The following is a 26738-nucleotide window of genomic DNA, read 5'->3' on the forward strand; positions in this document are numbered from 1 at the left end:
GAGCGATGAGCATCCCGACCATGACCGCGACCAGCGAGCCGGCCAGCCCGGCTCCGGAGGAGCGGCGGTCGCCGGCCCGTTGGGGCACCGCCGCGCTGGCCCTGGCCGTCGTGGTCGGGCTGCTCCTCGGGTACGCCGGTGGCATGCTGACCCCCCGGCTCACCCGGCCGGGCGACGCCTCGGCGGAGGCGGGCTTCGCCCGGGACATGCTGACCCACCACGCGCAGGCGGTGGAGATGGGCCTGATCGCCTTCGACGAGGGCAGCGACCCGGAGGTCCGCAGCATCGGCGGCGACATCGCCACCTCCCAGCAGGGCGAGATCGGCACCATGCACACGTGGCTGCGCTCGTGGGGGCTCGACCCGGCGGGCAGCGAGCCGCCGATGTCGTGGATGTCCGACGGCGCCGGCCTGGTCAGGAACGGCCTCATGCCGGGCATGGCCACCCCCGAGGAGATGGCGAAGCTGCACGCGGCCGAGGGCCGGGAGCTGGACGTCCTCTTCCTGCAACTGATGATCAAGCATCACCTGGGCGGCATCCACATGATCGACGGCATCCTCGACGTCAGCGACGAGCCCGACGTCGTCAGGACCGCGCAGACCATGAAGAACACCCAGCGCAACGACCTCACCAATCTCCAGAACGCGCTGAAGCGGGTGGGCGGCTGACCCCGCCGCCACCGCACCGTCGCCCCGTCGAGAGGTCCGCGGCGCCGCCGCGTCAGCCGGCCGACGCGGACCTCTCGCCATCCCGGCCCCCTTCAGGGAGCCGGCCACCCCACGACCCCTGTCCGCTTTGAGTGGTAAGCGACGTTGTGGATGATCTACCCCATTGCGACACTAAGAGAGTTTTCTCCACACATATCGTGACCAGTTGCGATTCGGGCTCGTTGCGCAGGACGTGGGGGTTGCACTGAGAGACGCGCGGCGTTCGGTCACCAGCTGGTGCCGGCGCCACACCATCGGCGGTGACGGGGCGGTGGCAGCCGTCCGTCGCGGACAGCGGCAGGGCGAGCCGGGAACGCTCAGCCGCGAACAGGAGCTCGAACTCATCGACGTCCTGCGGGGCGTCCATCCCGACGAGCTGGGCCTGGACGAGGAGCTGTGGACGCGGCAGAGCCTGCACGCCCTCATCCAGCACCGCTTCGAGCCGTCCATGGACGCCGGAGCGGTGGGTGCGTACCTGCGGGCCTGGGGGCTGGGCCCGCGGGAGCCCCGGGAACGGGCCTGCGGCCTCTGCGTCGGCGCGGTGGAACGCTGGGTGCGCAGCGAGTACCCGGCCATCACCCGGGCGGCGCAGGAACACCTCGCCGAGGTCTACTGGATCGGCCGCGTACGCCTGCGGGGCACGATGCCGGCGGCGGACGTCATCTCCGCCGTCTCCTCCCGCGGCCGGGTGCGCTTCATGATCACCACCCCGTCGGTCGACCCGCCGCTCCCGCGCGACTTCGTGCTGCGGCTCAGCGGCGAGGAACAGCGGACCGTGCACCTGATCGTCGACGGTTCCTGGCCCCGCAGCGAGTGGCCCCGCCGCCTGCCCCGCCGCATCGTGCTGCACCCGCTGCCGAGCTGCGGCCGCGCCGTCGCCGCCTGACCCCCGCGCCAGCCGGCGCGCATCGGCGAGTGGAACGTCAGGGGTGTATCCGGTGCCCGGATACACCCGTGAGGTTCCACTCGTGCCGGCCGGAAGGCTTTCCGGCAGCGGCGTCCGGCGCAGGTGGGACAGGGCGGCACCCGTCGCCGGTCCTCCGGCGAACGACACCAGCAGGGCGGGGCGACACGAGGGCGCGCGTCGGATACCGATTCGGCGTTCCGGGGAGACGTTTGCTAGTCTTCTCCAGTCGCTGAGCCCCCGTAGCTCAGGGGATAGAGCACCGCCCTCCGGAGGCGGGGGCGCAGGTTCGAATCCTGCCGGGGGCACCACACCACACCAGTCAACACCTCGCTCGTCCGAGGTTGACCGTTCCCTCCGTCGATCTTCGAACGACGACCACCACGCAAACGCCCGACGACAGGTGTCGTCGGGCGTCCCCGTGTCGAGGGCTGCGGCGAGGCCGGTCCCCGCAGCCATGCACTGCTGCGGCCCGGGTGCGGTGTCACCCGGGCCGCCCTCGCGCCCACAGCCGCCGGCCGCGCGGACACCCGGCCGGAAGCAGTGCGGGCGGCACCGCGTCGAGCAGGCGGCGGTGCCGCACCGCCACGGGGGTCAGTCGGCGGCGAGGCCATGCAGGAAACCGTCCTGGTCGCCGACCAGCAACAGGTCGCCGATGACGACCGGCGGGCTGTAGCAGTAGGCGCTGGTCGTCAGTTGCAACCGGGAGCGGACGGCCCCGGTGGCCACGTCGAGCCCGACCAGCAGTCCCGTGGTCGTCGGGGTCCAGGCGACGCCGTCGTGGATCGCCGCGCCGGTGCTGACCGGGCGGGCGCCCAGCCCGCCTGTCCAGCGGGCCTGGCCGGTGGCCGGGTCCACCCGGGAGGCGGTGCGACCGCCGTCGTCGAACATCAGCACGTCGCCGCCGTCCAGCACGAGCTTCGAGGCGTAGACGTAGGAGCCGGCCACCGACCAGCGGGTTTCCCCCGTCGCGGGGTCCAGCGCGAACGCGCTGGCCACGGTGGACACCAGGACCAGCCCGTTGGGCAGCACCTCCAGGTTGTCCGCCCAGGGGCCGTAGATGAGGCGGCTGTAGGTGGTGGTGGAGAACGACCAGAGCACGGCGCCGGTGCGGGCGTCGTGGGCGTAGACGTTGCCGTCGCCGGCGTAGACCCGGGTGCCGTCGCTGGCGGCACGCCCGGCGAACATGCCCTTCCCGGCCACCCGCCACACCGGTTCGCCCGTGCGCGCGTCGACGACCTGGCGACGTGAGGTCCAGCCCGCCGGTGTAGCGGCGGCCGGCCCCGTCGGGGGCCAGGTTGCGCCACTGGCCGTCGCCCTTGAGCCCGTAGGTGTGCTGCGGATAGAGCCGGGCCTTCACGTTGGCGGTGCGGGCGTGCGGGGCGAGCCGCACGGACACCGCCAGCGCAGCGCCCGCCGGGTCGAGCGAGACCGCCTGGGGTCGCTGCGCGGCGGCGGTACGCGGGCCGGCGATCGGGATGTCCAGCACCGCCCGGGTTTCCTTGCAGGGCCGGGGTCACGCCGCCTGGTCGGCCGGGTCCGTGGCGCGCCGTCCCGCCCGGTCGGCCGGGTCCGTGCCGGGCCGCCCCGCCCAGCGCAGCAGCGCGACGAACGCCAGCGCGGCGGTCACCGCCCCGCCCACCAGGCGCACCCGGTGCCCGGCGACGAACTCGGCCGCGACCTGACGCAGGTACTCCGGTGAGTGCGTGCCGACCGGGTCGACGAACATGATCTCGTTGCGCGGCCAGAAGAAGAACACGGAGAACAGGAACTCGCAGGCGACGAAGACCACGGCCGCGCCGGCGATCCACCAGCGCAGCCGGCGGTCGCGCCAGGTCAGCACCGCCGCGGCGAGGCAGGCGAGCACGACGGTCGCGCCGAGCGGCGGGAAGTAGTCACTCGGGCCGCCCGCCACCAGGAACTCGCGGGCCCGGTCCAGCGACGCCGGTGGGTCCCCGAAGATGTTCGGGTAGAGCATCACGGTCTCGGCGGCGACGCCGCCGAACGACATCATCGCCGTCCACACCAGAACGACGAGCACCGTCCAGGTGAGCCTGTCGCGGGTCATGGGTCCTCCTGCCGATCCGTCGACGCCGTCCCGGCGCGGTCGGCCGGGTCGTCCCGGCGCCGTCCGCTGGGTCGCCGTCGACGCTAGGTCGGCCGCCGCGGCCCGTCTGCCGCCTGACGGCGTGAAGGCGTGGTCGCCTGTGGACGTACGGCGGCGCGGCCCGGTCGCCCGTCCGCGCGGCCGGGCGTCGCCTCCCGACGTAGCCCGGGCGGGCGACGGGCGACAGGCGACGGGACGGGCGACGGCGGCGGGCGACGGACGAGCGACGGCGGCGGGCAACGGGCGACGGGGCGAGCGACAGCGGCGGGCACCGGCAGGGCCGCCGGTGACGGGCGGGGCTGGTGCGCGTACGTCAGCCGGCGGCGCGGCGGGCGCGGGCCCGGCGCTTGCCCTCGTGCATGGCCTGCACCCGGGCGACCGGGATGGTGTGCCCCTCCGCGACCAGGTCCGCCGGGAGCCGCTGCGGCGCGGGCAGACGCTCGGCCCAGGGGTCGCGTCCGGCGGTCAGCGCCGGGGCGGTGCGGATGGTGAAGTCGGCCGGGGTCACATCGCCCAGGTCGGCCCAGTCGACCGGGAAGGAGACCGGCACGCCCGGCCGCAGCCGGGGACTGTAGGCGGCCACCACTGTCGCCCCGCCGGCCCGCGTCGAGTCGACGAACACCTTGCCGCCCCGGTCCTCGCGGATGAAGGCGGTGGTGGCCAGCGCCGGGTCGAGCCGTTCGGCGCGGGCCGCCACCGCCCGGGTCGCGGCGGCCATGTCCTCCACCGTGGCGCCCTGCGCCACCGGTACGAAGACGTGCACGCCCTTGGCCCCGCTGGTCTTGACCGCGCCGGCGAGCCCCGCGTCCGCGAGCGCCTGCCGGACCAGCCGCGCCGCGGCGACCGCCAGCGCGAAGGAGTCCCCCTCCGGCGGATCGAGGTCCAGCACCAGGTGGGTGGGGCGGTGCAGGTCGTCGACCGTGGCCAGGGTGGGGTGGTACTCCACCGCGCGCTGGTTGGCGAACCAGAGCAGGGTGCGCCGGTCGTCGCAGAGCGCGTACGAGATCTCGCGGTGCGACGCCTCGGCCCAGACCGGCGTGCGGGCCACCCAGTCCGGCGTGTACTTCGGCAGGTTCTTCTGCATGAACGGTGGCTGCCCCGGCCGGACCCGGATCACCGACAGCGGCCGGCCGCGCAGCTGCGGCAGGATCCGCTCGTGCACCGCGTCGAGGTAGTCGACCAGGTCCCGCTTGGTCGCGTCGGCGCCGTCGAACAACGGCTGGTCGAGGTTGGTCAGCGACACCCCGTCCCGGGTCTCGTCAGCGCCACTCATCCGACCACCTTCGCGGGCCGGGGGCCGGCGGTCAACCGGACGCGGCGGGGCGAACCGCCGCGAACGGATCGCCGCCGGCCCGGACGACGTCGAGCATCCGCTGCGTGTGCCCGCGGGCGGCGGCGTACAGGCCACCGCCGTAGCTGACCCGTGCCACGCCGATCGCGGCCAGCTCCGGCACCGTGGGGGCGCCGGGGCGGGCGAGCGCGTTCACCGCCCCGGGCACGGCGGCCACCAGCTCGGACAGGATCGCCGGGTCGGCGAGCAGGATCGGGTAGACGCAGTCCGCGCCGGCCGCGAGGTAGCGGGTGGCCCGGCGGACCGCCTCCGGGAGCAGGGCGGCGGGGTCGCCGGCGCCGGCGAGGAAGACGTCGACGCGGGCGTTGAGCACCACCGGCACCCCGGCCGCGTCGGCCGCCGCCCGGACCTCGGCGAGCAGGTCGGCCTGCTCCCCGGCGTCGACCGACCGGCCGGTACGCGGGTCGGAGTCCTCCAGGTTGAGCCCGACCGCACCGGCGTCGAGCAGGCGCTCCACCAGCTCGGCGGGGCGCAGCCCGTACCCCCGCTCCAGGTCGGCGGTGACGGGGACGGCGACGGCGCGGGCGAGGCGGGCCACGGCGGCGAACATCTCCCCCGGCGGGGTGGCCTCGCCGTCGGCGTGGCCGAGCGCCTCGGCGACGGCGCTGCTGCTGGTGGCCACGGCCGGGAAGCCGGCGGCGGCGACCTGGCGGGCGGAGCTGGCGTCCCAGGCGTTGGGCAGGATCAGCGGGTCACCGGGCCGGTGCAGCGTGCGCAGCGCCGCCGCCCGGACGGCGAGGTCGTCGGTCATACGCCGATTCTCGGCGGACCGGCGCCCGGGGCGCAGCCCCGACTCCGTGTCGATGGACCTCGCCGCTCCCGCCGCCGACGGCGCACGGGCGACGCGGTTTGTCGGCGGGGAACACCCTCTGTGACCATGAGGGCGGAGCGAGGAGGCATGGGCATGTCGCAGGGGAACAGCGACGGTACCGGCGGGCGGGCGTCCGAGGCGTGCGGGGCGGTCGACGGGTCCTTCGCCCCCGGCCAGGCCACGGCCTGCACGGTCCGCGAGGTGCTCGACCGGGTGGGCGGCAAGTGGAGCATCGGCATCCTCGTGGCCGCCTCCCAGGGCCCGGTGCGCTTCACGGAGCTGGAACGCCGCGTGGAGGGGATCAGCCGCCGGATGCTCACCCTGACCCTGCGCAACCTCGAGCGCGACGGGCTGCTGAACCGGAAGGTCCACCCGACCGTCCCGCCGAAGGTGGAGTACACCGCCACCCCGATCGCGCTGGAACTCCACGAGTCGCTGGTAGCCCTGACCCACTGGGCGGAACGGCACCGCAGCGCGATCGCCGCCGCCCGGACCGCGTACGACCGGGCGCACGGCGGGGACCTTCCGCCCGTCCCGCAGGGGTAAACCTCGGCCGCGTGTGGGAAACGCCACGCCCTCGATCTGACCGATCGGTCAGGGTCTGACCGATCGGTCAGGCATGCTGGTCGGGGAGGTGGACCGGCATGGCGCGGATGGTTCCGGAGACGCACGACGAGATCCTTGCGGCGGCGGCCCGACGCTTCGCGACGACCGGCTACCGGGGCACCTCGTTGCAGGACATCGCCCGCGAGGTGGGCTGCTCCAAGGCGGCGGTGCTCTACCACTTCGCCAACAAGGAGGCCATCCTCACCGAGCTGATGGCCCCGGCGATCGACGTCCTCCAGGCGCTTGACGAGCGGATCCGCGCGCATCGCGGCGCGGACGCCCAACGGGTCGCCGCCGAGGGCTTCGTCGACCTCGCGGTCCGTTTCCGCCGCGAGATCGCCCTGCTGCGGGGCGAGTTCCCGGAGCTGCTCAAGCAGCCCGCCTTCGCGCACATCCAGCGGATGTCCGAGCGACTGGTCGACGCGCTCGCCGGGCACCCGGAACGCCCGTCCGCCCGGATCGTGGCGCTGGTGCTGCTCGCCGGCATCTCCGAGACCTGCGGGGAGTTCGCCGACGTGCCCGACGAGGAGCTGCGCGCCGCCCTGCTGGCACTCGCCCGGCGGGCACTGGAGCCCGTCGACTGATCCGTACCCAACCATCCACGACCGAGGACAAGGAACTCATGGCCACCCTGCTCTACCGGCTCGGCCGGGGCTCGATGCGCCGGCGGCGACTCGTCGCGGCGATCTGGCTCGTCGTACTCGTCGGTCTCGGCCTCGCCGCCGCGACCCTGCGCGGCCCGATAGCCGACAACTTCACCATGCCCGGCACCGAGTCGCAGCGCGCCCTGGACCTGCTCGCCGAGCAGTTCCCGGCGGCGAGCGGCGCGACCGGCACGATCGCGGTCAGGGCGCCGGCCGACGGCGCGCTCGCCAGCCCGCAGGGGCAGGCCGTGGTGAAGGAACTCACCCAGGAGGCCGCCACGCTGCCCGGCGTCGTCGGCGCCGTCGATCCGTTCCAGGTGGGGGCGGTCTCCCCCGACGGCCGGTACGCGCTGGTCCAGGTCCAGTTCGCCACCGGCGCCGACGAGGTGACCGACGCCCAGCGCGACGCGTACGAGAAGGTCGGCGAGCGGGCCGAGGCCCAGGGCTGGGAGGTCGCGCCCGGCGGCGAGGTGCTCAGCAGCGTGCCGGAGGTCGGCTCGACCGAGGCCATCGGCGTGGCGGTCGCCGCGATCGTCCTGGTGGTCACCTTCGGTTCGCTGGTGGCGGCCGGGATGACGATGCTCAACGCGCTCATCGGCGTGGGCGTCGGCATGGCGGGTCTGTTCGCGATCAGCAGCGTGGTCGACCTGAGCAGCACCGCGCCGATCCTCGCCCTGATGCTCGGCCTCGCGGTCGGCATCGACTACTCGCTCTTCATCACCTCCCGCTACCGGCAGAACCTGATGGAGGGGCTGCCACCGGACGAGGCGGTGGGCCGCGCGGTCGGCACCGCCGGCTCGGCCGTGGTCTTCGCCGGCGCCACCGTCGTCATCGCGCTGGCCGGGCTGGCCGTGGTGAACATCCCGTTCCTGACGGTGATGGGTCTGGCCGCCGCCGGCACGGTCACCATCGCGGTGCTGGTCGCGATCACTCTCCAGCCGGCCCTGCTCGGCTTCGCCGGCCGCCGGGTGCTGCCCCGCAAGCTGCGCTCGACGGTGCCGGCCGGGGACTCCGCGGCCGGGGACCGGGCCGCCGACGCCGCCGACGCGGTCACTCCGCCGGCCGAGGACCGGTCGGGCTTCGGGTTCCGCTGGGCGCGCCTCGTCACCCGGTTCCGGGTGCCGGTCATCCTGGTCGGGCTGATCGGGTTGGGGCTGCTCGCCCTGCCCGCGCCCGACATGCGGCTGGCGCTGCCCGACGCGGGCACCGCACCGGTCGGCTCGGCCGCGCGGGAGTCGAACGACGTGATCACCGAGGGCTTCGGGCCCGGCTTCACCGGCCGGCTCGCGGTGGTGGTCGCCGGTGACACCCCGCAGGCGACCTCGGCCGCCATTCCGCAGGTCACCGCGCTGATCCAGCGCACCGAGAACGTCCTCGCGGTGGCCCCGCCGCAGCTCAGCCCGGACGGCCGCACCGCGCTGCTCGGGGTGGTGCCGAAGACCGGCCCGACCGACGAGGCCACCGAGACCCTGGTCAACGACGTCCGTGCGGAGGTGGGCGGGTTCCGCGACGTCGACGTGCTGCTGACCGGGGCGACCGCGATCGGCATCGACGTCTCCGAGAAGCTCTCCGACGCCCTGCCGGTGTACCTGCTGCTGGTGGTGGGCCTGTCGGTGCTGCTGCTGATGCTGGTCTTCCGCTCGCTGCTGGTGCCGGTCAAGGCCGCGCTGGGCTTCCTGCTCACCGTCGCCGCCACCTTCGGCATCACCGTGGCGGTGTTCCAGCAGGGCCACCTCGCCGACCTGGTCGGCCTGGACACGCCCGGTCCGCTGGTCAGCTTCCTGCCGATCCTGCTGATCGGCATCCTGTTCGGCCTGGCGATGGACTACGAGGTCTTCCTGGTCTCCCGGATGCGGGAGGACTTCGTGCACGGCGACACCGCGCAGCAGGCGACCATCAACGGGATGGGGCACGGCGCCCGGGTGGTGACCGCCGCCGCGCTGATCATGATCTCGGTGTTCGGCGGCTTCGTCTTCCTCGACGACCCGGTCATCAAGTCGATGGGCTTCGCGCTCGCCATCGGCGTCGCCATCGACGCGTTCGTGGTCCGGATGACCATCGTGCCGGCCGTGATGTCGCTGCTCGGTAAGCGGGCCTGGTGGCTCCCCCGTTGGCTGGACAAGATCCTGCCCAACGTCGACATCGAGGGCGAGGGCCTCCGCGCCCACCTGGACGAAAGGTCCCCCGCCCACCCCTGACCCACCACCGCTTCGGTCGATCATGCAGTCGTGGTGCCCCGCACAACCGGCGAACCCGGTTGGAACGGGCACCACGACTGCATGATCGCCGGGACCTGGGTGGGTCTCGGTCAGACGCCGGCCGGGTAGGTCTCCATCTCGCCCGGGGTGGTCAGGGCCGGGAGGGGGTGCAGGGCCGTGGTCTCGTCGCACCAGATCAGGGCGTCGTAGCGCTCCCCCAGCCGGGTCGGCACGTAGTTGCCCCACGACTCGAAGGACGGGTCGTAGACCACCCCGATCGCCCGGTGGTCGGCGGTTCCGGTGACCCAGCCGGGCTGGTCGTCGCCGCCGAAGACCAGCACGGCCCGCTCGGGCATCAGCTCGTGCAGCCGGTGCTCGACCGAGCCGGGACGGGCCGGCGGCACCACCATCGCCTCGGCCGGCGAACCCCAGCGGGGCGCGGCGATCACCGTGCCCCGGTAGCCACCGAAGCCGACCAGGACCACCTCGTCGGCGCCGTGCCGCTCGCGGGCCAGCTGGCCGATGTTGACCATCCCGTCGGCGGCCATGTCGGTGGCCCGGGCGTCGCCGACGTGCGTGTTGTGCGCCCAGACGACACCCCGCGCGCCCGGGCCGTAGCGCTCCAGCAGCCGGTCCAGGGTGTCCGTCATGTGCGTGTCCCGGATGTTCCACGACTCCGGCCCGCCGCCCACCATCGACCGGTAGTAGCGCTCCGCGCCGGCCACCACCTCCGCGTTCTGCCAGGCCGAGAAGCTGTCCGGGCCGTCCGCGGCGGCCTGTTCGCGGGTACGCGCCAGCAGGCGCACGACCTCCTCCTCGCAGCGGGCGGAGACGAACCGGCTCGCCATGCCGTACTCCTCGACCCGCTTGCCGTACGGCTCGAAGCAGCGGTACGCGTCCTGCGCCGCCTCCAGCGAACCCGGGTCCTCCTCGCCGAGATAGTCGAAGATCGCCTGCATGGACTCCCACAGGCTGTAGACGTCCAGGCCGTGGAAGCCGGCCCGGGCGTCCTGGGGCCGCTCCACGTTCCACGCCCGCAACCAGGAGCAGAAGCGGGCCACCTCGGCGTTCGCCCACATCCAGGTCGGCCAGCGCTCGAAGCGCTCCAGCGCGACGCGCGGGTCGGCGGCCCCGCCCGGGGCGGCGGTCACCGAGCGGTGCACCCGGTCGCAGTCGGGCCAGTCCCCCTCCACGGCCACGAAGGAGAACCCGCACTCGGCGATCAGCCGGCGGGTGAGCTGTTCGCGCAGGCGGTAGTAGTCGTAGTTGCCGTGCGTCGCCTCGCCGATCAACACGATCCGGGCGTCCCGGACGCGCTCCAGCAACGGGTCGAAGTCGCTCGGCGCGCCGAGCCGCTGAACCAGCATGCCGGCGGCTACCCGGCGCGCCGCCGGGGCAAACCGCCGGACGTCGATCGGCGGGCGTGTGCCGGCGGCCTGAGCGGGTAGGCCGCCGGCATGACCGTCACCGGCGTGCAGTTGCAGGAGTACCTGGCCGGGCTCGACTACCCGGTCTCCCGGGAGGACCTGATCCGTTGGGGCCAGGAGAACGGGGTCAGCACGGCGATGCTCCAGACGCTCCGGGCCCTGCCGGCGGAGGAGTTCGACTCCCCCGCCGAGCTGAACGAGGCCCTCAACCCGCTGGCCTGAGTCCTCAGCGGGCGTGCAGCAGCCGGAACAGCACCAGCCACTGCTCGGGCCAGACGTGCCCGACCGGGGTGGCCGGGTCGAGCCGGATCGCCCGCAGCGCCGCCGCCAGCCGCGCCCGCGGGTGGTGCCGGGCCAGCGAGGCCGCGAGCGAGCCGCCGACCCCGTCGAAGCCGATCTCCACCATCCGGCGGTACGCGGGCAGCGCCGACGCGGCCAGCAGCGGCTCCGGCCGCCGCTCGACGCGCAGGATGCCGGCGTCCACCCCCGGCACCGGGCGGAACGAGGTGCGGGGCACCCGCCCGGCGAGCCGCCAGCCGAACTCCGGCCAGGTCAGCACGGTCAGCCTGGACCACCGGCCGTAGTCGCCGCTGCGGCGGCGGGCGTACTCCACCTGGGTGAGCAGGGTGGCCGCGCGCAGGTTGGGCGCGGCCAGGCACCAGCGCACCACGGCCGAGGTCAGCGACCAGGGAATGTTGCCGACCACATCGAACTCCTCCGGCGGTGGGGTGACGGTGAGGAAGTCGACCTGCCGGTGCGTCACGTTCGGCAGAGCCGCGCAGACCCTCGCCAGCTCGGCGCCAGCGGCCGGGTCCACCTCGTACGCCGTCAGGTGCCGGCAGCGGGCCGCGAGCGGCCGGGTGAGCTGGCCCCGGCCCGCGCCCACCTCGAGCAGGAGCCGGTCGGGCCGGGGGCGGGCGGCGTGCACCATCCGGGCGATCGCGGCCGGGTCGGCGAGGAAGTTCTGGGAGAGTACGCGACGGGACCGGTCGCGTTCGGTTGCTCGGGTACGGCGGGGCGCCACGGGTCGTCGTCCTGTCTGTCGCCGTGCGGCGACGGAGCGGACAGGCAGCCGCGAACGGGGCCTGTCCGAGGGTTCGGGGACTCGGACGGCCCTGGGCGTGACGCGGAACGCGGGATCGGCGGCGCACGGCGAAGCGCCACGTCGGAGCGGACGACCGGAGTGGTGCCGACGGGCGGCACTCAGCCCCGGGACGGCACCCGGATGCGTGGCGGGGGCGGCATATCGCCCGGGGATGCCCAGGCGGTGGCGCCGCGGGTGCGGTGCGGGGTCAGTCGCGGGTCGCGCCGGCCAGGGCCGGACGCCGGACTCGCAGACGGGCCGCCAGAAGCGACCCGAGGACGGCCGGCGTGCCGACCCTCTCGATCAGAGCGTGTGCGGACATGCGGCGACCCTAGCCGCGCCCGTCCCCGGGAGGCGACCACTTTTCCGCCTCCGCGGTGCGGCCCTCAGCCCGCCAGGTCGACGGTGCGGCCCTCGGCGCGGGCGGTCTCGGCGGCGGCGAGCACGGCCACGACCTCGCGGCCGAAGCGCACGTCGCAGCGGTGGTCCCGGGTGCCCGAGCCGATCTCCTCCAGCAGCTGGTCGATCGCCACCCCGAGGGCGGTCGCCGCGTCGCCCTGGCCCGCCGGAGCGGTCTCGACGCCGTTCTCGCCGTAGAAGACGAACTCCCGGGCCACCGCCTCCTGCGGGCCGTCCAGGGTCAGCGACACCGTGCTGGTGGCGCCCCCGTCGTGGGTGAGGAGCAGGTTGACGAGCCCGTTCGGCCCGTCCATCGCGGCGACGCGGGTGACCCGGCCGAGCACCGGCAGGACGAGCGACAGCGCGTGTGGGCCGATGTCCCACAGCGCGCCGTGCTCCCGGCGCCAGGACGAGGCCCCGTAGGGGCTGCCGGGATGGAAGATGGACGCGAACCAGAGCGCCCTGGCGGTGTGCCACCCGCCGACGGCGGCCGTCGAGGCGAGGAAGGCGGCCACGTCGGGCCGGTAGCGACCGGTGAAGAAGACCACCGAGGCGACGCCCGCCGCCTGCGCGGCGTCGACCACCCGGTCGGCGTCGGCGACGGTCAACGCGAGCGGCTTGTCCAGCAGCAGGTGCCGGCCGGCGGTGGCCGCGCGGACCGCGATGCCGGCCTGGACGTCCGGCGGGAGGGCCACGGCGACCGCGTCGCAGGCGTCGATGAGCGCGTCGGCGTCGTCGAACGCCGGTACCCCGTAGCGCTCTGCCAGGGCCGCGGCCTTGCGCGGGTCCCGGCCCCACACGCCGGCGAACGCGACCCCAGGGTGCGCGTGCAGCGCCGCGGCGTGCGTCTCGGCCGCCCAGTGACCGGTGCCGAACAACCCGAACCGCACCACGAGCTACCTCCACCGTCGTCGCGTCACACCACGGTACCCGCGGCCGTGCGCCCCGCCGGACCCTGTGCCGGGTGTCGTCGGCGCGCCCGCGCTCGAGGGTCGGTGGTCAGGGTGGCGGCTGGTTCGGCCGCCGCCCTGACCACTCCCCGATGCCGCCCGGACGGCAGTGCCCACCCCGCCGGCGGGTCGTCGCGACTGACCCGCCGGTGACCGGGCTCAGCTCCGCAGGGTGGTGGTCAACCGCTCCGCGGCGAGCTGGGCTCCGTCGGTGCTGATGGCGGCGGCGAACGCCCGGGCGCGGTCGGCCACCTCCGGCCGCAGTGCGGCGCTGAGAGCCGCGGTCAGCGACTCGACGGTCGGCACCGCGCCGGAGTGCGCGCCGCCGATGCCGAGCGCGGACACGCGTCGCGCGAAGTAGTGCTGGTCGTAGACCTGCGGGATGACGACCTGCGGCGCCCCGGCCCGCGCGGCCGTGGTCGTGGTGCCCGAGCCGCCATGGTGGACCACCGCGGCCACCCGCTTGAACAGCTCCTGCTGGTTCACCTCGCCGACGACCAGGCAGTCGGGCGCCCGGACGGCCAGCGAGAGGGGCGCCCAGCCCCGGGAGACGACCAGGCGGCAGCCGACCGCGCGGACCGCCTTGACGGCCGTCTCCAGCAGGCCCGGGGGTGCGGCGACGCTGCCGAATCCGACGTAGACGCACGGCTCGTCGCTGGCGTCCAGGAAGGTCGTCAACTCGGGCGGCAGCGCCCGCTCGTCCGGCAGGAGCCAGGCGCCTGGTTGGTAGACCGTCCGGTCGGCGGCGTCCGGCCAGGGCGCCAGCGTCCGGTCGACCGCCAGCCACGGCTGGTCGGTGTGGATGTGGGCGCTGACGTCGTCGACCGGAACCAGTCCGATCGTCGCCCGGAGCGCGTTGAGCGGCGCGCCGAAGGTGTCGTTGACGTGCCGCTGGTTGGCGGCCCACAGCTCGCGGTTGTCCGCGGACGCGGGCGCGGGCACCTCCCCGAGGGCGGGCAGCGGTAGTGGAGGGTGGTGCGGTGAGGGAAGGGCCGCCGGGCAGAACGCCGTGAAGACGTACGGTATGCCCCGCTTCTCCGCCACGGTGCGGGCGGCGATCTGGAGGCCGGTCGACGCGACGACGGCGTCGCAGTCCCGGGCCGCCGCCGACAGCACCTCGAACTGGATGCCGACGGAGGACTCCGCCAGCTGACGCACCTGCGCCGGCGACGGGCGGGGTACGGCGGCCTGCGGCCTGGGCGCCGCCGACCTGCGCCAGGACGGGCCGACGGGCACGAACGGAATCTTGAAGGTGGCCACCCACCGGGCGAAGTCCGGTGGGGCGCAGAGGCGAACCTGCAGACCGAGAGCTTTCAACCGCGATGCCAGCGCCACCAGTGGTTGGACGTCGCCGCGTGACCCGAGGGTCGACAACAGTACGCGCATGATGCTCGCCTTTCCGGCTGTAGCGACGGATCCGGGCACGGTGCAGCGAGCCGGGACCCGCACGTCGGGCCCGGCCGCACCGTCGATCTGCTACCTCGCCGGGGGACGACCCGGCGCCAGTGCCGTGGGTCGTGTCCTGGCGGGAACCTGGCCGGGCACCCGGCGCGCGGCGCCGGTCACGGGCTGGCGGGCCCGCAGTGTCAGCACGTCACCGAGCCCCTCGACCGCGCGCAACTCGGCCACGTACTCGGCGGCCTGCGCCTGGCGCAGGTAGTCCAGCGTCTGCGGGTCGGCGGCGCACATCCCCGGCGTCGCGTCGGCGGTGGCGACCAGGTGAACCTCGCCGGCCAGCTGCACCGAGGCGGAGATGAACTGGCAGAGTTCCGGCCACAGCAGGTACCGCCAGAAGTCGACGCTGACCACCGCGTCCATGCTGCCCGCCGGCATGGGTGGGGCCACGCCGAGCAGGTGGAAGTTGGCCGGCCCGACGGGAGCGGAGTAGTCGTAGGTGAGCGCCGAGGCGGGCAGCCTCGCCTCGGCGCGGCCGGTGCCGATCCAGAGCGCCTTGGGTCCCCGCAACGTGCCGGCGAGGCGCGCGACGGCGGGCCCGATGGCGCAGGCCGAGCGCTCGACGCACTCGTCGACGAGCGACCGGTAGTACAGGATCCGCCGGATCGCCTCGTACCCCATGACCGCGGTGAGGAACTCCCATTCGAGGCAGGGGTACAACCTGGCCGCCTGCTGGAAGTTGGCCTTCATCTCCATCCAGTTGCGGGTGATGTTCTTGTGGTGCGGCAGGTGGACGACCCGGGCCTCGTCGTCGTAGCCGAAGTTGACGCCGTCCGGCAGGCTCCGGTCCACGCGGTAGAACAGCTCGACGTCCTCCACGCCGTAGCTGAGACCGAACGCCTCGCGGTAGCCACCGACCTTCGTGAACAGCGAGGTGGAGAGCGAGATGTTGTGCGTGTAGGCGATCACCCAGCCGGCCCGGAGCCAGTCGCCGCCGTCGTCCGGGAGTCCCGTCGCGAACCGCAGGTCGCCACCGTGCGGGAAGGCACGCGCGATCGTGTCCGACTCGCCGGCCAGTACGGCCGGGAGGTCCGCGAGGCCGATCTCGTCCCGCCGGCCGATCAGCACCGCCGCGTTGCCGGGCGTGCTGTGCCACGCCAGGTGCCTCTCCAACAGGTCGGGCACGGCCCACGAGTCGGCGTCGAGGAAGACGAGCAGAGGCGCGGTGGCAGACCGCGCACCCTCGTTGCGGGCGGTGGAGCGGCCCTTGCGCCGGGGAAGTTCCACCACGCGCAGGCGGAGGCCGGCACCTTCGGCGAGCGCCTCGGCGTACCCGTCGGACGATCCTCCGTCCCGGACCACGATCACTTCGAAGCGGTCCGGCGGCAGCGTCTGCCGGGTCAGCGCCCGCAGGGTCAGCGCGAGGCACTGCGGATCCTGGTAGGTCGGCATCACCACGCTCAGCGCCGGGGGGATGGTGGGCAACGACATGGCGATCCTCTCCGTCAGACGAACGTGCCGTCCGAGCGTGGCGACGATGGCCCGAGAATAACGGTCCGCAACGTTCCGCTTACCCGCGAGTAGGGGTCGATAGGGGTACCCCACTGTCCTCTGACGACATTCGTCGCCGCCTCGACGGAACACGCTCCCACGCCCGCCGGCCCGACGCCGTCGGACCACCGGAAGCCGGGCCGGACGGAGGGCGGACCCCTGACAGGCGGCGGCGGGTGACGGGGTGTACTACGCGGGTTAGTAGGCTGTGCCGGTGACCGAGACACACCCCGGACGACCCCGATGACCAGCGCGGCGTCGGCGGGTTCGCCGGTGGACGGGCTCCTCGCGACCGCCTCGATCGTGCTGTCGCTCCTCGTCGCCGCGTGGGCGCTGGTCGCCACGCTGCGGCACCGCGCACCGGACCGGGTGCAGTTCGCCGGCCTGGCCGTGCTGGAGCTGGCGCTGCTCGCGCTCGCGGCGGTGGCGCTGGTGGCCATCGGCGGGGGCGAGCGGCCGGGCGAGCCGGGGGCCTTCTTCGGGTACGTCGCCACGGTGGTCTGCCTGCCGCCGCTGGCCTGGGTGCTGGCCCGGATGGAGCCGACGCGCTGGGGCTCGGCGATCGTCTGCGCGGTCTGCCTGGTCACGCCGGTGGTCGTCGTACGGCTCCAGCAGACCTGGGAGGTGCTGGGTGGCTGACGTACGCGCCCCGGAGGCGAAGCGGACCAACGCCGGCCCGGGGCGGCTGCTGATCGCGGTCTACCTGCTCTTCGCGATCGCCGCGACGAGCCGCGCGGGCCTTCAGATCGCCACGAAGTTCGACGAGGCGCCCGTGGCGTACCTGCTCTCGGCCCTCGCCGCGGCCATCTACATCGTCGCGGCGGTGGGGCTGGCCCGCGCCGGTGCCGCCGGCCGGCGCGTCGCCCTCGCGTGCTGTGCCGTGGAGCTGGTCGGGGTGCTCGGCGTCGGGGCCCTCAGCCTCGCCGACCCGGAGCTCTTCCCCGACGAGACGGTCTGGTCGCAGTTCGGCAGCGGGTACGGCTACATCCCGCTGGTCCTGCCGGTGCTCGGCCTGCTCTGGCTCTGGCGCACCCGCCCCGCCCCGGCGGCCTGACCCCGGCGGGCGCCGCCCAACGTGTAAGGAAGGGCCCCTTCCTAACGCATAGCGTTAGGAAGGGGCCCTTCCTTACACCTCAGTCCTTGGGGCCGCCGGCCACGTAGATCACCTGGCCGGAGACGAAGGAGGCACCCTCGCTGGCCAGGAACGAGATGGTGTGCGCAACGTCCTCGGGGCGGCCGACCCGGCGTACCGCGATCTCCGACTCGGCGTGCTTCTGGAGCGCCTCGAAGTCGACCTTCATCCGGGCGGCGGTGGCGGCGGTCATGTCGGTGACGATGAAGCCGGGCGCGACCGCGTTGACGGTCACCCCGAACGGGCCCAGCTCGATGGCGAGGGTCTTGGTGAAGCCCTGGAGGCCGGCCTTCGCGGCGGCGTAGTTCGCCTGGCCCCGGTTGCCCAGCGCCGAGGTGCTGGAGAGGTTGACGATCCGGCCCCACTTCGCCTCGACCATGTGCTTCTGGGCGGCCTGGCTGAACAGGAACGCGCCGCGCAGGTGCACCCCCATGACCGTGTCCCAGTCGGCGTCGGTCATCTTGAACAGCAGGTTGTCGCGGAGCACGCCGGCGTTGTTGACCAGCACCGTCGGGGCACCCAGCTCGGCGGCGACCCGCGCCACGGCCGCCTCGACCTGGGCCCGGTCGGACACGTCCGCGCCGACGCCGAGCGCCCGGCCGCCGGCCGCCGCGATCGCGTCCACGGTTTCCTTGGTCGCCGACTCCTCGATGTCGACCACGGCGACCGCGAGGCCGTCGGCCGCCAGCCGCCGGGCGGTGGCCGCCCCGATCCCCCGCGCCGCGCCCGTGACGATGGCGACCTGCTGCTCCTCCGACATGCCTACCTCCCGGTAACTTACGCTCGATCGAAGGAGCTTAACCCAGCCGTACGCCGACGCCGGCCCGGCGCGGGACGCCGGTCACGAGCATCGCCCGGCTACTCTCGCCGCCGTGGAGGCAGTGGAGATCGAAGCACCCGTCGTCGGGGTCACCGTCTATCCGGACCGGGCCCGGGTCACCCGCCGGGGCAGCACCCGGTTGACCGCCGGTGAGCACCGCGTACGCGTCGCACCGTTGCCGATGGGCCTGCGGCGGGACTCGCTGCGGGTCGGTGGGCGGGGCGCGGCCACCGTGCTCGGCGTGGACGTCACGACGTGGCGGCAGCCGCGCAGCACCGACGGGCAGGTCCGCGAGCTGGAGCAGCGGAGCCGGGAACTGGCCGACGCGCTGGCCGAGGTCGACGACGCGAGCGAGGTCGAAACGCAGCGGGGGCAGTTCCTCACCCGGCTCGCCGACCGGGCCGGCGGCACGTACGCCCGCGCGCTGGCCTCCGGCGACGCCGCCCCGACCGACGTGGCCACCTTCGCCGACTCGGTCGCCGGTCAGCTCGCCGACTCCCAGCGCCGCCGTCGCGTGCTGGCCCGGCAGCGTACCGACCTGACCGAGGAGCTGGCGGCCGTCGAGCGGCAACTGGACGCCACGCGCGGCAAGCGGAGACCGGACCAGCTGGTCGCCGAGGTCACCGTGTCCGTGGACGCCGACGACGACGAGCTGGACCTGGAGCTGAGCTACCTGGTCGACGGGGCCCGCTGGCAGCCCTCCTACGACCTGCGGCTGGTCGACGACACCATGACCGTCACCTGGTTCGGGCTGGTCAGCCAGGACACCGGCGAGGACTGGCCGGAGTGCGTGCTCGAACTCTCGACGGCCCGGCCGGCGGCGGCGACCCGCGTACCCGAACTGACGCCCTGGTATCTCGACCGGCTCCGGCCGGTGCCGCCGCCGATGCCGATGGCGGCCAGCTTCGGCGCGATGCCGGCCCCCGCGGCGCCCGGCGGTCCGCCCGCCGGGGCCGTGGCCCGGTCCGGCGCGCCGCGCCCCGAGATGCGCGAGAGCGTGGCCACCGTCGAGCAGGGGGTCACGGCGGCCACCTACCGGCCGGCCCGCCCGGTCGCGGTGCCGGCGGACGGCAGCGCCCACCGGGCCACCATCGCCGTCCTGGAGCTGCCGGCCCGGCTGGACCACGTGACCGTGCCGGTCCGGGCGACCGAGGCGCACCTGCGTGCGACGGTGCGCAACACCTCGTCGCACACGCTGCTCCCCGGCCCGGCGGCGGTCTTCCACGGCGCCGACTTCGTCGCGGCCACCCGGCTGCCGGTGTGGGCGCCCGGCGAGGAGACCGAGCTGGCGCTCGGCGTGGACGACCGGGTCCGGGTGGAGCGGAAGCTGGGCCGGCGCGCCGACACCCGGGCCACGCTCGGCTCGACCCGGCGGCGGGACGTGGAGTACCGGATCAGCGTGGCCAACCACACGCCCCGGCCGGCGAGCGTGGAGGTGCGCGACCAGCTGCCGGTGTCCCGGGACGAGGCGGTGGTCGTGCGGGAGTCCACCCTCGTCCCGCCGCCCGCCGAGCGCACGGAGCTGGGCGAGCTGATCTGGCGGCTCCGGCTCGGGCCGGGCGAGAGCGGCGAGATCGCCATGGGTTTCCGGGTCGAGATCGCCAAGGGGGTCGAGCTGGCCGGCTGGCGGGAGTGACCGGCCGTCCGCCCGGGTGGGGCGGACGGCCGTCGACGTGGCGGCCCGGTCAGAGGCCCTGACCGCGGCGCAGGCGGATCCACCGGTAGCCGTAGCCGGCTACCTTGAGCCGGTCCAGCTTGCCGACCTCGCCGTAGTTGCGGTCGGCGAGGACGTCGATGGGCAGGTCCGCCTCCGGCTCCAGCATGCTCAGGTCCACCTCCGCGTCGGTGGTGCCGAGGTTGTGCACGAAGACCATCGTGCCGGTCCGCCCGTCGGCCCGGTGCGCCAGCACGCCCGGCGGCATCGCCACGTCGATGTGGGTGGTCGAGCCCGAGCCCACCTCGGGGGCCTCGCGGAGCGTACGGATCATCCGCTCGAACCAGGCGAGCAGCGACTTCTGGTCGCTGCGCTGGGCGGTGACGTTGACCTTCTCGTACGAGAACTCGCCCTTGTCGATCACCGGGCGGACGAGCTTCTCCGGGTCGGCCGTGGAGAAGCCGGCGTTCGGCTGGTACGACCACTGCATCGGGGTACGGATCGCCTCCCGGCCGGGCAACGACAGGTCCTCCCCCATGCCGATCTCCTCGCCGTAGCGCAGCACCGGCGTGCCGCGCAGCGAGAACTGCAACGCGTACGCCAGCTCGATGCGGCGGCGGTCGTTGCCGAGCATCGGGGCGAGCCGGCGGCGGATGCCCCGGTCGTAGATGCGCATGTTCTCGTCGGGGCCGAACTGCTCGTACACCTGGTTGCGCTGCTCGGCGGTGAGCCGGGAGAGGTCGATCTCGTCGTGGTTGCGCAGGAAGGTGGCCCACTGCCCGCCCTCGGGCAGCGCCGGGGTGTCCCGCAGCGCCTCGATGATCGGCTCCGGGTCCTGCCGGGCCAGGGCCAGCATCAGGCGCCCGTTGAGCATGAAGTCGAAGAGCATGTGCAGGCGGTTGCCCGAGCCGCCGCTGTCGGCGAAGAAGGTCGGCAGCTGGTCGGGCTCGACGTTGGCCTCGGCGAGCAGGACGGCGTCGCCCCGGCGCCACTGCACGTGCTGACGCAGCTCGGTGAGGAACTCGAAGTCCTTCGGCGAGTTCGGGTTGCCCGACTCGGTCAGCTCGATGATGAACGGCACCGCGTCCATCCGGAAGCCGGAGACGCCGAGCTGGAGCCAGAACGAGACGATCTTCTTGATCTCCTCGCGGACGGCGGGGTTCGTGAAGTTCAGGTCCGGCTGGAACTTGTAGAACCGGTGGTAGTACCAGGCCTTGGCGGTCCGGTCGTAGGTCCACGTCTCGTGCTGCTCGCCGGGGAAGACCATGCCCTGGTGCCGGTCGCTCGGCTCGTGGTCGGCCCAGACGTACCAGTCGCGGTACGGCGAGTCCGGCGAGGAGCGGGCGGACTGGAACCACGGGTGCTCGTTCGACGTGTGGTTGACGACCAGGTCGATGATGATCCGGATGCCGCGGTTCTGCGCCTGGTGCAGCAGTTCCGCGAAGTCGCCGAGGGTGCCGAAGCGCGGGTCGATGTTGTAGAAGTCGGTCGCGTCGTACCCGTCGTCGCGGTTGGGCGACGGGTGGATGGGGTGCAGCCAGAGGCAGGTCACGCCAAGCCGGGCGAGGTAGTCCAGCCGGCCGATGAGCCCCCGGATGTCACCGACCCCGTCGCCGTCGGAGTCCGCGTACGTGTCGATGTCGAGGCAGTAGACGACCGCCTCCGAGTACCACCTGTCAGCCATGCCGGGCTAATGTCTCCGATCCCGGCTGCCCGCAAACACCGGGGCCCGGCGCTCCGGGTTCCCCGGTGGCCCGGCAGGTGGGCCGTCGGGCGCGGCCCGTCAGGTGGCGATGTCGACGTCGCCGACCTGTCCGCCGCCGGCCATCGTCAGCCACCCGGCGTGGACGCCCTGCTTGGCGAAGAAGTTCCCGCCGCCGACGAACGCGAACCAGTCGTCGCCGCCGACCGCGACGTCGCTGACCTGTCCGCCCTCGGCCATGGTGAGCCACCCGCCCTGGATGCCGTCCTTGGCGTAGAAGTTGCCGCCCTGCACCCAGCCGATCCGGTTGCCGGAGAGCACCACCCTCGTCGCCCCGCCCGAGTTCACCGCCTGCCACGACGAGTACGCGCCATCCTTCGCGTACAGCACCCCCGCCGAGTTCACGAACGCGAACCGGTCACCACTGACCGCGATGTCCCGCACCTGCCCGCCCCCGGCCAGCGTCAACCACTGCCCGTAGACACCCTCCTTGACATAGAAGTTGCCGCCCTGCACCCAACCGATCCGGTTGCCGGAGAGCACCACCTTCGTCGCCCCACCGGCGTTGACCGCCTGCCACGACGAGTACGCGCCATCCTTCGCGTACAGCACCCCCGCCGAGTTCACGAACGCGAACCGGTCGGGAGCGGCCCCGGCCGGCGTCAGGTCCGGGAACGGAAGGTTGATCGGCGCGCCCTTGGTCACCGTGGCGCCGCAGGCGTACGCCGGGGCGATGTTGTGGACCGCGCCGTTGCGGCGGATCTCGAAGTGCAGGTGCGGGCCGGTCGAGTTGCCGGTGCCGCCGACGTACCCGAGCACCTGCCCCTGCCCGACCTGCTGCCCGAGCGCGACCGCGGCCGGCTGCACCATGTGCAGGTAGCGGGTCTGGTAGCCGCCGGCGTGCGAGAGCGTCACCGAGTTGCCCCCGCCGGAGGTCCAACCGGCGAACGCGACCGTGCCCGGATAGGCGGCCCCGATCGCCATCCCGGCGTTCCCCGCGACGTCCACTCCGTAGTGGTCGCTGTCGGTGGCGCCGCACCTGTTCGACAACACCCCCGTGACCCGCCCGCCCACCGGCTGGATCATGGCCCCGGTCTGCGCGGCCGCCGGCTGCGCCGGCACGAGCGCAAGTCCGCACAGGACCGCCGCGGCCACCGTCAGCGCCCGCAGCCGCCTACCCGCTGTCTCCTTGCCCACGCCATGCCTCGCGATCTCATCGGCATCGATACAACTGCGGAGACAAGATAGACGAGACAGTCGCCGGCGTCCTCCCCGCGCCCGTGCCGTGGCGGCGGGGACGTCCGGGCCGGGGCCGTCAGGTGTTGACCGGGCGGCGGGCGATCAGGCGCACGTGGGTGACGGGCCAGTCGAGCGGCTCGCCGGCCGGGGTGCTGAGGGCGGCCACCGGGGCGAGGCGGTTGGTGACGATCCAGTCGTTGCGGGACGTCGCACTCGCGGGGTCGATCTCGAAGCCGACGTCGGTGAGCAGCGACTTCCAGTCGGCGTACTCCAGGCCGCAGAACTGTTCCTGGGTCTCCGACAGCCAGTTGTCGGTGTAGTCCTTGCGGGTGAGGAAGTCCATCGCCGCGCCGAGGGTCAGCTCGACCACGCCGTCCGCCCCGTCCACCGGCCGGTACGCGAACGGGAACCGGTAGTCGACCGCGAACTGGTCCAGCCGGGCCCGGGTCGACAGCGCGTCGACGTACGCCGCCACCTCACCGGGCGGCAGGGCCGCCAGGTCGGCACGGGGCGTCGGCGGGTTGCCGCCGTCCGTCGTGGCCAGCCGCAGGTGCACCGTCCGGTCCCGGCCGTCCGGCCCGCACACGTCGCTGTTGATCCACACCCCGCCGGGCACGGTGTGGTCGTAGAGGGCCTGGACGAACCGGCGCAGCGAGGCCATCCGCTCGCCGTACGACCAGATCTCGTGGGTCAGCGCGAAGGTCATCGTGGTGTCCACCGAGCGCGGCGCGAACACCGCCCCGCCGAGCACGTTGCGCCGGTAGAAGAAGACGTTCGGGTTGGCGAAGACGCCCTGCGCCTTCTTGTGGACGCACTCCTCGAACAGGTGCCGGGCCACCTCGACGCCGATCAGGTCGCTCTCCCGCAGGGCCGGCTCCCGGTCGGCCAGTTCCAGGACGGCGCCCGCGCCGCAGCCGACGTCGACGATCCGCCCCGGTCGCACGTGCTCGCGCACCGCGTCCCACTTGCGCTGCGCGGCGTCGCTGAACGCCTCGGCGTACGTCCGGTAGTCGCGGGTGGTGGTCAGTCCGCCCTCGTCGCCGACCACCGGGTCGTTCACCACGGAGCGGACCAGGTCGTCGAGCCGGTAGCGGCGGTACACGTCGACGGTGGCCGGGTGGGTGAGGTCCCGCCACGACGGGTCGTCGTCGGCCAGCCGCAGCAGGACGTCCCACGGCCGGACCGGTGTCGGCTCGACGTCGGCCTCCACCCCGGCGATCCGGAAACCGAGCCGTTCGTACATCGCGGCGACCTCCGGCGTGGAGCAGGCGACCACCGTGTCCGCCGGGGTCAGCTCCAACCCGGTGGACGCCGCGACGGTCTTCAGGGTCACCTCGGCGAACCTGTCGGTCGGTACGGTGTCGAACACCGGCACCACCACCGACCGGAGCCCGGCGAGCACGCTGAACCGTTCGATCGCCGCCTCCCGCCGGTGGTACGGGACCGGGTTGCGCCGGGTGTTCTCGTGGTTGGCCGAGGTGACCGCCCACACCACGGTCGCCCCGCCGGCGTCCTCGCTCCCGGTCGTGCCGTCACCGTCGGCGAGGGGGTCGTCGCCCTGCGCCGCGAGCTGGCGGAGGTACCCGGCCTGGAAGCGGGTCAACAGGTGGTGGCGGCCGGGAAAGAGCAGGTAGCGGGGCATGGCACGTTCCTAGCCGATGCCCCGCGTGCCGTGCGCGGCAGGGTGGGTGGCATCGACCCGGCTGCGGTCCGGGAGCCCTCGGCGGAGAACGGGGACCGCCCTCGGACCGGCCCGCCGCTACATTGGAGACATCAGCAGTCAACGATCTGGGCGCAGCCCGTCCGGAGCCGGCTCCGCGTCGCGCAGCCCGGACTGGGCCGCGGTGGGCGCGATCGCCGGCGTGGTGGCCACCGTGCTCACCCTGCTCACATACGTGCTGCCACGGGAGCCCGCCGTGCCGGCGCCGGCCCCGGGGGCCGGAGCGGGGCCGTCACCGGGGCCCGACCCGACCTCGCCCACCCAGGCCAGGCCCGACCGGACCCCGCCGGACCGGACGACCACGCCCACGGCGGACGCCACGAAGGACCACCCCGTCACCAGGACGCCGCGGCCGCCCGCCCCGGGGCGGCTGCCGTCGCTGGCGCCGCTGCGACCGGCCGGCTGTGAGGAGGCGCTCGCCGTCGTCGACCGCTTCTACCGGACCTCGGGTTCGACCAGGCAGAGCCGGCAGGCCGCCGCCACGACCGCGTACCAGGGCATGATGGGCGCGAGTCTCCAGGCCGAGGGCGGCGTTTACCAGGCCACGGTGGCACTGTCGCAGGACTTCTCCGAGCTGCGCTTCATCCTGTCGGGCATGGTCGCGAGCGACTACGAGGTGGTGCAGGCCAGGACGGACCGCGACGCCCAGCACCTCCGGGACGTGTGTGACGCCGGCTGACGGCACCGTCACGCGACACCGGACGGTCGCCCGGGCCGGCAGCCACCCGACGCGACCGGGCCCGTGCCGGCGTCCGGGCGGGCCACGGCGGTACGGTCGCCGGCATGGGTGACGCGGAGCGACCGGTCGACTGGGCCGAGGGTGAGTGGTGGAACGAGCCGGTGCGGGTCGAGAACGGGCCGGCGGGCGAGTTGCTGGTGCAGCCGGCTGAGGGCAGCGACCTGTGGCGGCACACCTCGTACGGCTTCGTCCACGACGACGCCCCGGCGCTGCTCGCGCCGCTGCCCGCCGGCGAGGCGATGGAGGTGGCCTTCGTGCTCGACTACGGCGAGCAGTTCGACCAGGCCGGCGTGCTGGTGCGGGTGGACGAGCGGAACTGGGTCAAGGCCGGGGTGGAGGTCAGCGACGGCCAGCCGCAGGTGGGTGCCGTGGTGACCCGGGAGGTCTCCGACTGGTCGGTCGCCCCCGTGCCGAGGTGGGCCGGGCGGGAGGTGACCGTCCGGGTCAGCCGCGACGGGGACGCGCTCACCGTACGGGCCCGCGCCGACGACGAGCCGTGGCGGCTGGTCCGGCTCGCTCCGCTGGCCCCGGAGGCGGTGGCGACGGCCGGGCCGTACTGCTGCTCCCCCACCCGGGCGGGCCTGCGCGTCCGCTTCACCGGCTGGCGGCGCGGCCTGGCCGACGCGGCGCTGCACCCGGAGGGATGAACCCAGCGTGGCCCGACTCACGGGCAGGTGTGGCGGCCGGGCCGCAGGGTAGATGTCTCTGATCGGACCCGGCCGAAAGGATCGCGATGGCACTCGCCGAGAACGTCGACCCGACCGAACTCGGCGGCCTGACCGGGTGGGTGGCGGGGGTGATCGACGCCGCCGGCGCCGTCGGCGTGGCCCTGCTGGTCGCCCTGGAGAGCATCATCCCGCCGATCCCGAGCGAGATCGTGCTGGCGATGGCCGGCTACCTGGCCAGCGAGGGACGGTTCAACGTCGTCCTGGTGGGGCTCGCCGCCACCGCCGGCTCCCTGGGCGGGGCACTCGTCCTCTACTGGCTGGGCGCGGCTGCCGGCGAGGACCGGCTCAAGCGCTGGCTCGACCGGCTGCCCCTGGTCGACCTGGACGACCTGGAGAAGGCCGACCGCTGGTTCGAGCGACACGGCCGATGGGCGGTGCTCTTCGGCCGGATGATGCCGGTGGTCCGCAGCCTGATCTCGATCCCCGCCGGGGCCAACCGGATGCCGCTGCCGGAGTTCATCGTGTTCACCACGCTGGGCAGCGGCATCTGGAACGCGCTCTTCGTCGGCCTGGGCTACGCGCTCGGCTCCCGCTGGCAGCAGATCGAGCAGTACAGCAAGTGGTTCGACTACGGCATCATCGCCGTCTTCGTCGTGATGATCGCCTGGTGGGTGATCAAGAAGACCCGTCGCCGCCGCGCCCACGCCGACGCCACCCCCTGACTCCCCCACGCCGCGCCCCAACCCCGCCCCGCCGCGCCGCGCCGCGCCCCGTCGCGCCCCACCCCGTCGCGTCGCGTCGCGTCGATCATGCAGTTGTGGTGCCGGAAGTAACCACATACGGGGCTTATGCGGACCACCACAACTGCATGATCGACCCTGTTGGAGGGTGGCGCGGGGTGGGCGGGCGGAGAAGGGCGGAGGCAGGAGC

At 73.9% G+C, this 26738-nt stretch carries 24 protein-coding genes, 1 tRNA gene and 2 pseudogenes; 14 read left to right on the plus strand and 13 right to left on the minus strand.

The annotated features are described in order from the left end of the window. The first annotated feature begins 5 nt into the window (after positions 1–5). From RM555_RS13610 to RM555_RS13620, 3 genes are all read left to right on the plus strand, one after another. Positions 6–668 (plus strand): DUF305 domain-containing protein, encoded by a 663-nt coding sequence (locus tag RM555_RS13610; protein WP_311412070.1) that lies wholly within the window; start codon positions 6–8, stop codon positions 666–668. A 232-nt stretch (positions 669–900) separates the two neighbouring features. Further along, a complete protein-coding gene (locus RM555_RS13615) occupies positions 901–1593 on the plus strand; it encodes a winged helix-turn-helix domain-containing protein (protein ID WP_311412071.1) in 693 nt (230 codons plus the stop codon). Between the two features lie 254 nt (positions 1594–1847). Beyond that, a tRNA-Arg gene (locus RM555_RS13620) sits at positions 1848–1922 on the plus strand. A 283-nt stretch (positions 1923–2205) separates the two neighbouring features. On the opposite strand, the gene RM555_RS13625 is transcribed toward RM555_RS13620, so the two are convergent. The 4 genes from RM555_RS13625 to RM555_RS13640 form a co-directional block, all read right to left on the minus strand. Further along, positions 2206–2955, minus strand: a complete 750-nt coding sequence (locus tag RM555_RS13625) for an outer membrane protein assembly factor BamB family protein (RefSeq protein ID WP_311412097.1) — start codon at positions 2953–2955, stop codon at positions 2206–2208. 172 nt (positions 2956–3127) lie between these two features. Then, the gene (locus RM555_RS13630) at positions 3128–3679 is read right to left on the minus strand and encodes a DUF1772 domain-containing protein (protein ID WP_311412072.1); all 552 of its coding nucleotides are present in this window, start codon (positions 3677–3679) and stop codon (positions 3128–3130) included. Positions 3680–4031: 352 nt separating this feature from the next. Beyond that, positions 4032–4991 (minus strand): non-homologous end-joining DNA ligase, encoded by a 960-nt coding sequence (gene ligD / locus RM555_RS13635; protein ID WP_311412073.1) that lies wholly within the window; start codon positions 4989–4991, stop codon positions 4032–4034. A 31-nt stretch (positions 4992–5022) separates the two neighbouring features. Next, on the minus strand, positions 5023–5820 hold the full coding sequence (locus RM555_RS13640) for an isocitrate lyase/PEP mutase family protein (protein WP_311412074.1): 798 nt from the start codon (positions 5818–5820) through the stop codon (positions 5023–5025). Between the two features lie 153 nt (positions 5821–5973). On the opposite strand from RM555_RS13640, the gene RM555_RS13645 reads away from it, so the two are divergent. The 4 genes and pseudogenes from RM555_RS13645 to RM555_RS31020 all read left to right on the plus strand — a co-directional run. Continuing rightward, the gene (locus RM555_RS13645) at positions 5974–6426 is read left to right on the plus strand and encodes a winged helix-turn-helix transcriptional regulator (RefSeq protein WP_311412075.1); all 453 of its coding nucleotides are present in this window, start codon (positions 5974–5976) and stop codon (positions 6424–6426) included. 98 nt (positions 6427–6524) lie between these two features. Then, the gene (locus RM555_RS13650; RefSeq protein WP_132231169.1) at positions 6525–7070 is read left to right on the plus strand and encodes a TetR/AcrR family transcriptional regulator; all 546 of its coding nucleotides are present in this window, start codon (positions 6525–6527) and stop codon (positions 7068–7070) included. A gap of 38 nt (positions 7071–7108) precedes the next feature. Continuing rightward, positions 7109–8173, plus strand: a pseudogene (locus tag RM555_RS31015) (MMPL family transporter); the annotation flags it as partial. An 18-nt stretch (positions 8174–8191) separates the two neighbouring features. Then, positions 8192–9328: pseudogene (locus tag RM555_RS31020) on the plus strand (MMPL family transporter); the annotation flags it as partial. Between the two features lie 110 nt (positions 9329–9438). On the opposite strand, the gene RM555_RS13660 reads toward RM555_RS31020, so the two are convergent. Next, a complete protein-coding gene (locus RM555_RS13660; RefSeq protein WP_311412077.1) occupies positions 9439–10695 on the minus strand; it encodes an erythromycin esterase family protein in 1257 nt (418 codons plus the stop codon). Between the two features lie 90 nt (positions 10696–10785). Between RM555_RS13660 and RM555_RS13665 the strand changes: the two genes are divergently transcribed. Then, entirely contained in the window at positions 10786–10977 is a 192-nt protein-coding gene (locus RM555_RS13665; protein ID WP_311412078.1) for a DUF2795 domain-containing protein, read from the plus strand. Positions 10978–10981: 4 nt separating this feature from the next. On the opposite strand, the gene erm is transcribed toward RM555_RS13665, so the two are convergent. The 4 genes from erm to RM555_RS13685 form a co-directional block, all read right to left on the minus strand. Further along, complete coding sequence (gene erm, locus RM555_RS13670; RefSeq protein ID WP_311412079.1) at positions 10982–11779, minus strand: ErmE/ErmH/ErmO/ErmR family 23S rRNA (adenine(2058)-N(6))-methyltransferase; 798 nt, start codon at positions 11777–11779, stop codon at positions 10982–10984. 446 nt (positions 11780–12225) lie between these two features. After that, a complete protein-coding gene (locus tag RM555_RS13675; RefSeq protein ID WP_311412080.1) occupies positions 12226–13131 on the minus strand; it encodes a Gfo/Idh/MocA family protein in 906 nt (301 codons plus the stop codon). Positions 13132–13347: 216 nt separating this feature from the next. Next, positions 13348–14574 (minus strand): glycosyltransferase, encoded by a 1227-nt coding sequence (locus tag RM555_RS13680; RefSeq protein WP_311412081.1) that lies wholly within the window; start codon positions 14572–14574, stop codon positions 13348–13350. Positions 14575–14664: 90 nt separating this feature from the next. After that, complete coding sequence (locus RM555_RS13685) at positions 14665–16074, minus strand: glycosyltransferase family 2 protein (protein WP_311412082.1); 1410 nt, start codon at positions 16072–16074, stop codon at positions 14665–14667. Between the two features lie 303 nt (positions 16075–16377). Here RM555_RS13685 and RM555_RS13690 point away from each other — a divergent pair, with 303 nt between their 5' ends. Continuing rightward, positions 16378–16773 carry a hypothetical protein gene (locus tag RM555_RS13690; RefSeq protein ID WP_311412083.1) on the plus strand — a complete coding sequence of 132 codons (396 nt, stop codon included), beginning with the start codon at positions 16378–16380 and terminating at the stop codon, positions 16771–16773. Next, positions 16766–17188, plus strand: a complete 423-nt coding sequence (locus tag RM555_RS13695) for a hypothetical protein (protein WP_151456210.1) — start codon at positions 16766–16768, stop codon at positions 17186–17188. Before RM555_RS13690 ends, RM555_RS13695 begins: the two co-directional genes overlap by 8 nt. A 79-nt stretch (positions 17189–17267) precedes the next feature. Here RM555_RS13695 and fabG read toward each other — a convergent pair whose 3' ends face one another. Further along, positions 17268–18026, minus strand: coding sequence for a 3-oxoacyl-ACP reductase FabG (gene fabG, locus RM555_RS13700; protein ID WP_311412084.1), 759 nt, complete (start codon positions 18024–18026; stop codon positions 17268–17270). Between the two features lie 112 nt (positions 18027–18138). On the opposite strand from fabG, the gene RM555_RS13705 reads away from it, so the two are divergent. Then, entirely contained in the window at positions 18139–19722 is a 1584-nt protein-coding gene (locus RM555_RS13705; protein WP_311412085.1) for a DUF4139 domain-containing protein, read from the plus strand. A gap of 49 nt (positions 19723–19771) precedes the next feature. Here RM555_RS13705 and RM555_RS13710 read toward each other — a convergent pair whose 3' ends face one another. From RM555_RS13710 to RM555_RS13720, 3 genes are all read right to left on the minus strand, one after another. Beyond that, positions 19772–21424, minus strand: a complete 1653-nt coding sequence (locus RM555_RS13710) for an alpha-amylase family protein (RefSeq protein ID WP_311412086.1) — start codon at positions 21422–21424, stop codon at positions 19772–19774. Between the two features lie 99 nt (positions 21425–21523). Further along, on the minus strand, positions 21524–22639 hold the full coding sequence (locus RM555_RS13715; RefSeq protein ID WP_311412087.1) for a M23 family metallopeptidase: 1116 nt from the start codon (positions 22637–22639) through the stop codon (positions 21524–21526). A 118-nt stretch (positions 22640–22757) separates the two neighbouring features. Further along, positions 22758–24323 carry a class I SAM-dependent methyltransferase gene (locus RM555_RS13720; protein WP_311412088.1) on the minus strand — a complete coding sequence of 522 codons (1566 nt, stop codon included), beginning with the start codon at positions 24321–24323 and terminating at the stop codon, positions 22758–22760. Positions 24324–24525: 202 nt separating this feature from the next. Here RM555_RS13720 and RM555_RS13725 point away from each other — a divergent pair, with 202 nt between their 5' ends. The 3 genes from RM555_RS13725 to RM555_RS13735 all read left to right on the plus strand — a co-directional run bounded on the left by RM555_RS13725 (position 24526) and on the right by RM555_RS13735 (position 26530). After that, positions 24526–25080 carry a hypothetical protein gene (locus tag RM555_RS13725; protein WP_311412089.1) on the plus strand — a complete coding sequence of 185 codons (555 nt, stop codon included), beginning with the start codon at positions 24526–24528 and terminating at the stop codon, positions 25078–25080. Positions 25081–25184: 104 nt separating this feature from the next. Beyond that, positions 25185–25787: a DUF1349 domain-containing protein gene (locus RM555_RS13730; protein WP_311412090.1), complete on the plus strand. Its 603-nt coding sequence runs from the start codon at positions 25185–25187 to the stop codon at positions 25785–25787. 86 nt (positions 25788–25873) lie between these two features. After that, a complete protein-coding gene (locus tag RM555_RS13735; RefSeq protein ID WP_311412091.1) occupies positions 25874–26530 on the plus strand; it encodes a DedA family protein in 657 nt (218 codons plus the stop codon). Positions 26531–26738 lie beyond the last annotated feature (208 nt).

Source organism: Micromonospora reichwaldensis, assembly GCF_031845925.1.
Classification (GTDB): Bacteria; Actinomycetota; Actinomycetes; order Mycobacteriales; family Micromonosporaceae; genus Micromonospora; species Micromonospora reichwaldensis.

Excerpts from the sequence above, each read along its gene's own strand:
- RM555_RS13610 (WP_311412070.1), top strand. The coding sequence starts at position 6 with ATGAGCATCCCGACCATGACCGCGACCAGCGAGCCGGCCAGCCCGGCT.
- RM555_RS13665 (WP_311412078.1), top strand. The coding sequence starts at position 10,786 with ATGACCGTCACCGGCGTGCAGTTGCAGGAGTACCTGGCCGGGCTCGAC.
- RM555_RS13645 (WP_311412075.1), top strand. The coding sequence starts at position 5,974 with ATGTCGCAGGGGAACAGCGACGGTACCGGCGGGCGGGCGTCCGAGGCG.
- ligD (WP_311412073.1), bottom strand. The coding sequence starts at position 4,991 with ATGAGTGGCGCTGACGAGACCCGGGACGGGGTGTCGCTGACCAACCTC.
- RM555_RS13630 (WP_311412072.1), bottom strand. The coding sequence starts at position 3,679 with ATGACCCGCGACAGGCTCACCTGGACGGTGCTCGTCGTTCTGGTGTGG.
- RM555_RS13710 (WP_311412086.1), bottom strand. The coding sequence starts at position 21,424 with ATGGCTGACAGGTGGTACTCGGAGGCGGTCGTCTACTGCCTCGACATC.
- RM555_RS13730 (WP_311412090.1), top strand. The coding sequence starts at position 25,185 with ATGGGTGACGCGGAGCGACCGGTCGACTGGGCCGAGGGTGAGTGGTGG.
- RM555_RS13690 (WP_311412083.1), top strand. The coding sequence starts at position 16,378 with ATGACCAGCGCGGCGTCGGCGGGTTCGCCGGTGGACGGGCTCCTCGCG.
- RM555_RS13680 (WP_311412081.1), bottom strand. The coding sequence starts at position 14,574 with ATGCGCGTACTGTTGTCGACCCTCGGGTCACGCGGCGACGTCCAACCA.
- fabG (WP_311412084.1), bottom strand. The coding sequence starts at position 18,026 with ATGTCGGAGGAGCAGCAGGTCGCCATCGTCACGGGCGCGGCGCGGGGG.
- RM555_RS13735 (WP_311412091.1), top strand. The coding sequence starts at position 25,874 with ATGGCACTCGCCGAGAACGTCGACCCGACCGAACTCGGCGGCCTGACC.
- RM555_RS13640 (WP_311412074.1), bottom strand. The coding sequence starts at position 5,820 with ATGACCGACGACCTCGCCGTCCGGGCGGCGGCGCTGCGCACGCTGCAC.
- RM555_RS13660 (WP_311412077.1), bottom strand. The coding sequence starts at position 10,695 with ATGCTGGTTCAGCGGCTCGGCGCGCCGAGCGACTTCGACCCGTTGCTG.
- RM555_RS13720 (WP_311412088.1), bottom strand. The coding sequence starts at position 24,323 with ATGCCCCGCTACCTGCTCTTTCCCGGCCGCCACCACCTGTTGACCCGC.
- RM555_RS13650 (WP_132231169.1), top strand. The coding sequence starts at position 6,525 with ATGGCGCGGATGGTTCCGGAGACGCACGACGAGATCCTTGCGGCGGCG.
- RM555_RS13685 (WP_311412082.1), bottom strand. The coding sequence starts at position 16,074 with ATGTCGTTGCCCACCATCCCCCCGGCGCTGAGCGTGGTGATGCCGACC.